At 57.8% G+C, this 3,441-nt stretch carries 2 protein-coding genes; both read right to left on the bottom strand.

Annotated elements, in window-relative coordinates; genetic code table 11:
• Positions 1-149 precede the first annotated feature (149 nt).
• Positions 150-887 carry an outer membrane beta-barrel protein gene (locus IVA80_RS03555; RefSeq protein ID WP_247425673.1) on the bottom strand — a complete coding sequence of 246 codons (738 nt, stop codon included), beginning with the start codon at positions 885-887 and terminating at the stop codon, positions 150-152.
• Between the two features lie 1,901 nt (positions 888-2,788).
• On the bottom strand, positions 2,789-3,441 hold a 653-nt coding region (locus IVA80_RS03550; RefSeq protein WP_247425674.1), incomplete at its 5' end, for a hypothetical protein.

The following is a 3,441-nucleotide window of genomic DNA, read 5'->3' as shown; positions in this document are numbered from 1 at the left end:
GGTCGCCCTCATGCAGTTGCGCTTCACTTCGCTCGTTGTGATCAACTCACGATGGGACTTTCACCCATAAGAGTGCACCCATGCTGGGCGCACCAAAAACAAGCCCCGGCCATAGGCCGGGGCTTTCGATCCGCCGTTCGTACTGCGGATCAATATTTCAGAAGAAACGGGCCGCCGAACTTATAATTGAGCCGTGCAGTCAGAAGATCGAAATCCTGGCGGACGCGATCGGTTCCGCCTGCGGGCGCGGGGAAGTGCACCGCTCCGGGCTGCATGAATAGGTGGTCGTACTCGAGGCTGACCGACCAGCTCGGTGCGAAACCGTACTCAATCCCAGCTCCCAATGCACCACCCCAAAAAATGTGGTCGCTCTTCCCAAGCTGCGCGCCCGTGAGGGTCGAGCTAATCTGATAGGTATTGCTCGTCACTGCGGCACCACCTTTGGCGTAAAATAATACGTTGTCCACGGCATAACCGATCTGCCCCGTCACCACGCCGAACGCATCAATCTTGGCCTGGTTGATATCCGCAAACGCGACGCTGTCATTCGAGCCAGTCAAATCAGCCCAGTTCCCCTGGCCTTCAACACCAAGCACGATCTGGCCCATCTGCCTTCGATAGCCGATCTGGCCACCCACAGTACCGCCGGTCGCATCATGGCAGCCCTCAGGCGTGCCGCCATTGAAGTCCCAGCAATTCGAGCTTGAGCCCAAGCCGCCGTTCATACCGACGTAATAGCCGCTCCAGTCGTAGATCGTAGCCGCAACAGGCTGCGGAGCTTTGGTATAGAGAGGCTGGACGGGCTGCGCAGCCAGATCCGCGCCGAATGCGGGCGCCACCGCGCCAAGCGCCACAATGCTTACACTCGCAAGCAACAAGTTCTTCATTTCTACTCTCATGTCTTGAGTGCCCCGAGCCTCGCGCGTCTTAACAACATCCGCGCGAATAGCTGTAACTGCATCGCAACATTTGGGCCGAAAGGAATGCTTGAACCGAACCCTGCGTTAGGTTGCGGCGTTGCGGATCATGTTCAACGGCCTCGCAATGCTCCTTCGCGTGCGAACGTAGATTGCGTAGGCGTGGGCGAAAAGCGGGCTGCTGATCTCAGCGGATGAAGCGCACCGCAAGCCACATGACGCCCAGCCACACCGCAACCGAAAAGAGCAAAGCGCTTTGCAACGTCCTTGCTCTTATCCTGCAACGCCATCGAAGGAGCTGTGATGAGCAACCGGTGAAGCGCCGACCCCGTACAACAGCTATCACTTCATCGTAATCTGCGAACCGGAAGTGAGAGCGATGCTTCCGAATATACGCCAGCCGCTCAGTGGGTGAGAGGCACTGTGCCCACACCTCCCATGCCTCATCATCAAAACACGCGCTATTCTCAAGGACCTCGGCGAGGCGCTCGTCAGGTTTCATGATGCATCCGCTGTACTGACTATCGCGGATCGAGTTCTAGGAGGGAAGCCTCACCTTCGAAACCTCTCAGTTTAGGTAGGCGAGTTCAGCGAATCGAACTCGGCCAGGAAGCATTTTGTCACGGTCAATGCGGCGCTGATCCTGCGCGAGATGAAATGCGAAGAGTGCGATGGCTCTGGATCGCTCTTCTCGCCCAATGCAGATCGCCACGGGCATCGGAGCGGTATAGATGCCGCAGGAGAGTGAAAGGTGCTCCTTGTCTATGCTGTCCGCAATCGTGCTCGCCGTCGCATTCAGTTCAAGCGCTAACTCGCGTGCCAGACATATCTTCTCCGCGGCGTCTCGCAGTCTTCACCGTCAGTGTCTCGGGTCAAATCGGCCATCAGTCACACGTTACACGGCGCTGTTGGGACTGACTCCACGCGAGCACGCGCGTGCCCTCCACGCCGCCTTCCGATTCTGTGCTCGACGAACTGACGGCGGTCGGCGTTCGCCCTCGTGTGGCAGATCGGCAATTTCAAGGCCGAATGCAGCATTAGGAACCACGGCGTGCGGGAACTCGGAGCGGGGCGGAGCAGAACTGCCGGAATTAAAGTAAGCGCCATAGAGCCGGGCGTGCTCACGTCGGTTGCGGGAACGCCAGCTGCGCATAGCGTATCCTAATCCAAAGCCGCCGAAGAAGTTCATAGTGAGAAAAGAAGCGGTGTCATCTCGATGTCCAATCCGGAGGATTGCTTCGATGTGTTACGTCACACTCCCGCCATCGGTCGTTGACTAGTTGGTCGGCGCGAGGCGCCGGATGCCTGGTTCCTACAACGTGACGCTACGTACGATTCAAATCCCTTCGGCGACTATAGCGCGACAATCTGGATGGGACGCACTTCCATCCTGATTGCCGCGCCGCAAGCTACTCCCTGCCACTTGAGATGGCCTGCAGCAGCAGTGTGCGTGGAGCCAGGCATGGTATGCTGATCCGCGGAGTGGCCCACGCCGTGATCGTTGCAGGAAAACGACATTCGTGATGGCTCTCGCAGCTGAAACGTGGACGAGACTAGCCGTCTCGCGACGCACTCGGAGTGCCGTTAGGACCTGGACTACGCGCGGCGGCCGGCAGGCGGTCGCATTGCAGTGCAAGGGGTACCGTACTCATCCTCTGAGACCGAGGGCTTGAATACACGGTTCTTGCCTTGACGATGCCGGAGAACTGGTCCTGTCACCTGTCCCGCGGCATGCCTGCTGACGAGACGGAACTGTTAGGGAAAAGCAGGCTGCCTGTATACCCATCGCTGGGCGATCTCGAAAGGACCGGCGGCTCTCAAAACCAGGACGATGTCTTCTTATTACCCGATCGACTGATCTAACCTACGCCTTATGCAGAATTCCGCCAGGTGCTAGGCCGAACCTCGATTTGATTAGACGAGTAAGAGTTGAACGTCTGATCGAGCAAATCGCCAAGAACGCAGGCGCCATGAATCGGGTCGGACTTGGCTTCACGTGTCGTTCCCTGAGCTAGAACAAGTTTGGCGATTTGCGTACGATTGGCGATAGTACGGTGATCTGGCGGTAAAGCTGCGACTGCCTGGTCGAAAATGTCAGCTAGGATGCGGAGGTCTTCAGGATAGAAGAGGTCACCGTATTGTTTCGCCGGGACTGTTCGTTTGCTGGTGCTCGCCTCGGCTATTGCGCCGAGTTCCAGTTTTGCCGCGACCAGTTCGCTTGTGAGTTCGTCGAGCAGCTTGACCGCTCGGAGCGCGAATTTGTCCTGGCAGATCAGTTGAGCAACGGCCTCCAATTGTAGAGCAATGCGGTGCTCAAGGTGCTCAATGCGCGACGTGCAAACAATCTCCTTCGGCTTGTCGGCTGTCGGGCCCGGGCACAAAAGCTTGCCATGCGTTCCATTTCCGTCCGGCAAATCGGCTGGTCTGCGCGAGAGCCAGTCGCTGTTGCTCAAGGTACAGAGCGCATAGGCTTTCATCGGGAGCAGGAGGAAGATGTTGATCGGGGTGTGCAGCGAGAAGCCGA

The organism is Bradyrhizobium sp. 139, from assembly GCF_023074175.1.
Taxonomy (GTDB): Bacteria; Pseudomonadota; Alphaproteobacteria; order Rhizobiales; family Xanthobacteraceae; genus Bradyrhizobium.
Note: the sequence above shows the minus strand (reverse complement) of the source record. Positions and strands in the feature narration are given on the sequence as shown.

What these genes read in the sequence shown, in the direction of transcription:
- IVA80_RS03555 (WP_247425673.1), bottom strand. Translation starts at nt 887, where the DNA reads ATGAAGAACTTGTTGCTTGCGAGTGTAAGCATTGTGGCGCTTGGCGCG.